At 69.6% G+C, this 4764-nt stretch carries 4 protein-coding genes; 3 read left to right on the top strand and 1 reads right to left on the bottom strand.

The annotated features are described in order from the left end of the window. Together CCN51_RS39385 and CCN51_RS39380 are read left to right on the top strand one after the other, a co-directional pair. Positions 1-295, top strand: a 295-nt coding sequence (locus tag CCN51_RS39385) for a glycosyltransferase (RefSeq protein ID WP_143676025.1), incomplete at its 5' end; no start/stop codon positions are given. Between the two features lie 161 nt (positions 296-456). Next, positions 457-1638, top strand: coding sequence for a glycoside hydrolase family 64 protein (locus CCN51_RS39380; protein ID WP_014180801.1), 1182 nt, complete (start codon positions 457-459; stop codon positions 1636-1638). 101 nt (positions 1639-1739) lie between these two features. Here CCN51_RS39380 and CCN51_RS39375 read toward each other — a convergent pair whose 3' ends face one another. Further along, a complete protein-coding gene (locus CCN51_RS39375) occupies positions 1740-3542 on the bottom strand; it encodes a glycoside hydrolase family 15 protein (RefSeq protein WP_014180802.1) in 1803 nt (600 codons plus the stop codon). A gap of 453 nt (positions 3543-3995) precedes the next feature. Here CCN51_RS39375 and CCN51_RS39370 point away from each other — a divergent pair. Then, positions 3996-4764: CTP synthase (locus tag CCN51_RS39370; RefSeq protein ID WP_086860671.1), on the top strand; the 769-nt coding region annotated here is incomplete at its 3' end.

Raw genomic sequence — 4764 nt, 5'->3', positions numbered from 1 at the left:
GCTCTCCAGCCGGTGGGAGGCGCGGTCGCTGCTGGCGCAGGAGGCGCTGCACGCGGGCGTGCCGCTGGTGGCCACGGCGGTCGGCGGGGTGCCGGAGCTGGTGGGGGAGGCGGCCGAACTGGTGCCGTACGGGGCGCCGGAGGACCTGGCGGGCGCGGTGATCCGGCTGCTCGCGGATCCGGTGCGCCGGGTGGAGCTGGCCGCGGCGGGGCGGGCGCGGACCGCGGGCTGGCCGACGGAGGACGACACGGTCGCCCATGTCCTCAGCGTCTACGACGAATTGGTTCAGACCTAATCCGGTCCAAGCCCGCCGAAGTCCTTGACGCAGGGGGCGGCCGATGGGCAGGGTGCTGGGCTAGGAGCGGGAGAGAGCGCTCTCACGGAGACGGTTCCCGTCACCCCCCACCCCTCTCCAATATCCCGGCAAATCCCCCACAACGCCGAGGAGTACATGTCATGAGCAGGATGAAGAACGGGACGATCAGCCGCAGGACGCTGCTCGGCGGTCTCACCGCCGCTGCCGCCGCAGGTTCGGGCCTCACCCTCGCGGGCGGCCGGGCCAATGGCGCGGAGCGCGCCGCCACGATGCCGCTGACAGTCGTCAACAACACAGGTCAGTTCGGCAATTCGTCGATATGGATCTATATCGTCGGCAACGAGGGCGGTCGCCAGGTCCGCGTCACCCCGGACGGCAGGGTCGCGCCCATCGCGCTCTCCGACAACGGACCGGACGGCTGGACCGACTACGCCATCCCGCTCGCCGGAAGCGGGGACACCAAACTGACCCTGCCCAACATGTCCGGCCGGATCTATGTCGCCCTCGGCTCCAAGCTCAAGTTCAAGGCGGTCACCGACGGCGCGGGCAACGCGGCCCTGCAGTACCCGGCGGGCTGGGTGTCCAGTGACCCCAACTACAACATCCTGCACGACTGTGCGGAGTTCACCTTCAACTCCGCCGGGATGTTCTGCAACACCACCATGGTCGACATGTTCAGCGTCCCGCTGTCGATCCGCCTGACCGGGGCCAAGGACCAGACCACCGGCACCCTCAAGAGCGGCGCCCGCGCCAAGGTCTTCTCCGGCCTCGCCGCGGTCGACGCCTTCGCGCCGCTGGTCCTCGGCGACAAGCTGAGGGTCATCGCCCCCGGACACGGCCTCGACGCGGGGCTGTTCGCCAAGGACTATCTCGCCGCCTATATCGACGAGGTCTGGGCCGCCTACGCCGCCAAGGACCTGAAGGTCACCACCAACGCGGGCACCTTCACCGGCCGGGTGAGCGGCGGGCGGCTGTCCTTCACCGGCCCCGGCTCCGTGGCCTTCAACAAGCCCTCCACCAGGGACGTGCTCTTCTGCGACGGCGCGCTCGCCGCGCCCAACGACGGGACCACGGGCCCGGTCGCGGCCATCCTCGGCGCGGGCTTCAACCGCACCACCCTGCACAACACGCCCGCCCAGCCGACCACCGACCCGGCCGCCTTCTACACCCCACAGGTCACCAACCACTACGCCAAGGCCATGCACGCGGCGACCGCGGACGGCAAGGCGTACGGCTTCGCCTTCGACGACGTCGCCGACTTCGCGTCGTACATCCAGGACACCGCCCCGACGGGCGTCACGCTGACCCTGACCGCCTTCTGAACCCGGAAACACGTCACAGGAGCCCGGGCCGTGCGGGCCCGGGCTCCTGTGTCTTCCTGCGTGTCTTCCTGTGTCTTCGGCCGGTGACCGGGCCTGCCGGCCTATCCTCCGTACGCCCCGGACGCGGTCAGCCGCAGCGCCGTGTCGATCAGCGGCACATGGCTGAAGGCCTGCGGGAAGTTGCCCACCTGCCGCTGCAGCCGCGGGTCCCACTCCTCCGCCAGCAGCCCCAGGTCGTTGCGGAGCGAGAGCAGCTTCTCGAAGAGCTTGCGGGCCTCGTCGACCCGGCCGATCATCGCCAGGTCGTCGGCCAGCCAGAACGAGCAGGCCAGGAAGGCCCCTTCGTCGCCTTCGAGGCCGTCCACGCCCGCGTCCTCGCCGGCCGTCGGGTAGCGCAGCACGAAGCCGTCCGTGGTCGACAGCTCCCGCTGGATGGCCTCGATGGTCCCGATGACCCGCTTGTCGTCCGGCGGCAGAAAGCCCATCTGCGGGATCAGCAGCAGGGAGGCGTCCAGCTCCCGCGAGCCGTAGGACTGGGTGAAGGTGTTGCGCTCGGGGTCGTAGCCCTTCTCGCAGACATCCCGGTGGATCTCGTCGCGCAGGTCGCGCCAGCGCTCCAACGGCCCGTCCACGTCGCCCGATTCGATGAGCTTGACGGTGCGGTCCACCGCGACCCAGGCCATCACCTTGGAGTGCACGAAGTGCCGCCGCGGCCCGCGCACCTCCCAGATGCCCTCGTCCGGCTCGTCCCAGTGCTCCTCGAGGTAGCGGATCAGCTTCAGCTGGAGCACGCTCGCGTAGTCGTTGCGGGCCAGGCCGGTCATATGCGCCAGGTGCAGCGCCTCGGTGACCTCCCCGTACACATCCAGCTGGAGCTGCCCGGCCGCGCCGTTGCCGACCCGGACCGGCTGCGAGCCCTCGTAGCCGGGCAGCCAGGGCAGCTCGGCCTCGCCCAGCTCGCGCTCACCCGCGATGCCGTACATGATCTGGAGGTTCTCCGGGTCGCCCGCGACCGCGCGCAGCAGCCACTCGCGCCAGGCGCGCGCCTCCTCGCGGTAGCCGGTGCGCAGCAGCGAGGACAGGGTGATCGCCGCATCGCGCAGCCAGGTGTAGCGGTAGTCCCAGTTCCGGACGCCGCCGATCTCCTCGGGCAGCGAGGTGGTGGGCGCGGCGACGATGCCGCCGGTGGGGGCGTAGGTGAGCGCCTTGAGGGTGATCAGCGAGCGGACCACCGCGTCCCGGTAGGGGCCGTGGTACGTGCAGTGCTCGACCCATTCGCGCCAGAAGACCTCGGTCGCCTCCAGCGCGCCCTCCGGGTCCGGCAGCGCCGGCGGCTCCTTGTGCGAGGGCTGCCAGCTGATGGTGAAGGCGATCCGGTCGCCGGGGGCGACGGTGAAGTTCGAGTAGGTGGTCAGGTCCTTGCCGTAGGTGTCGATCTCGGTGTCAAGCCACACCGAATCGGGTCCGGCGACGGCGACCGTCCGCCCGTCGATCTTGTGCACCCACGGCACGACCCAGCCGTACGAGAAGCGCATCCGCAGCGCCGAGCGCATCGGCACCCGGCCGCTCACGCCCTCGACGATCCGCACCAGCTGAGGGGCCCCGTCACGGGGCGGCATAAAGTCGATCACGCGGACCGTGCCGCGCGGGGTGTCCCATTCCGATTCGAGGACCAGCGAGTCGCCGCGGTAGCGGCGGCGGTCGGCGGCCGCGGGAGTGCTGCCCGCGGCCTGCGCGGGCCCCAGGTGCCAGAAGCCATGCTCGTCGGTGCCCAGTAGCCCGGCGAAGACGGCATGCGAATCGAAGCGCGGCAGACAAAGCCAGTCGACCGTGCCATCTCTGCAGACCAGGGCGGCGGTCTGCATATCCCCGATCAGTGCGTAATCCTCGATACGCCCGGCCACGTACTATCCCCATTCGAACGGCCGCGGTGCCCCGGAAGGCTATTGTCCACGGTCTTGGAAGTTCTCGACGAGCGCTTGTTCCGAGGGCGTGGTGGTCCCCTGCCGGCCGGCTCGCAGCATTGCGTCCGAGCAGGATACGACGGAGAACAGTGATCCGCTTGAGTCGTCCCACATCGTGGCTTGGACCCGGCGGCCGATCGGGTGGCCAGGTCACCCATGGTGTTCGAGCGGTAGCGGATCCGTACCCCCGGCGGGCGCGGAAGGCTCCCCGGCTCGCCCGACTTCTCCCGGCAGGTGCACCCTGCCCAGCCGTAGCCGGGGGAGGGCACTGATACCCTGGTAGCCCGTGGAGCGGTGGGCGCAAAACCCCCGAACCTCACCAACGGCGCCCCCGGAATACCGGGGCGGTCGCCGGACCCCGCACCCTCACCTCGCGACCACGGGAGCCTCGTTTTGGCCATTGCCGCTAAGCCCACGACGACCAAGCACATCTTCGTCACCGGGGGTGTCGCTTCCTCACTCGGCAAGGGCCTGACCGCCTCCAGCCTCGGTGCCCTGCTCAAAGCGCGCGGTCTGCGCGTAACGATGCAGAAGCTGGACCCGTACCTCAACGTGGACCCGGGCACCATGAACCCGTTCCAGCACGGCGAGGTGTTCGTCACCAACGACGGCGCCGAGACCGACCTGGACATCGGCCACTACGAGCGGTTCCTCGACGTCGACCTCGACGGCTCCGCCAACGTCACCACCGGCCAGGTCTACTCCACCGTGATCGCCAAGGAGCGGCGCGGTGAGTACCTGGGCGACACCGTGCAGGTCATCCCGCATATCACCAACGAGATCAAGCACCGTATCCGGCGGATGGCGACGGACGACGTGGACGTCGTGATCACCGAGGTCGGCGGCACCGTCGGCGACATCGAGTCGCTGCCCTTCCTGGAGTCCGTGCGCCAGGTCCGCCACGAGGTCGGCCGGGACAACGTCTTCGTCGTGCACATCTCCCTGCTGCCGTACATCGGTCCCTCCGGCGAGCTCAAGACCAAGCCCACCCAGCACTCGGTCGCCGCCCTGCGCAACATCGGTATCCAGCCCGACGCGATCGTGCTGCGCGCCGACCGTGAGGTCCCGACCTCCATCAAGCGCAAGGTCTCGCTGATGTGCGACGTCGACGAGGCGGCCGTGGTCGCCGCCATCGACGCCAAGTCGATCTACGACATCCCCA

Origin of the sequence: Streptomyces milbemycinicus (genome assembly GCF_002154605.1) — a bacterium.
Lineage (GTDB): Bacteria > Actinomycetota > Actinomycetes > Streptomycetales > Streptomycetaceae > Streptomyces > Streptomyces milbemycinicus.
This window is presented reverse-complemented; position numbering and strand designations above follow the sequence as displayed.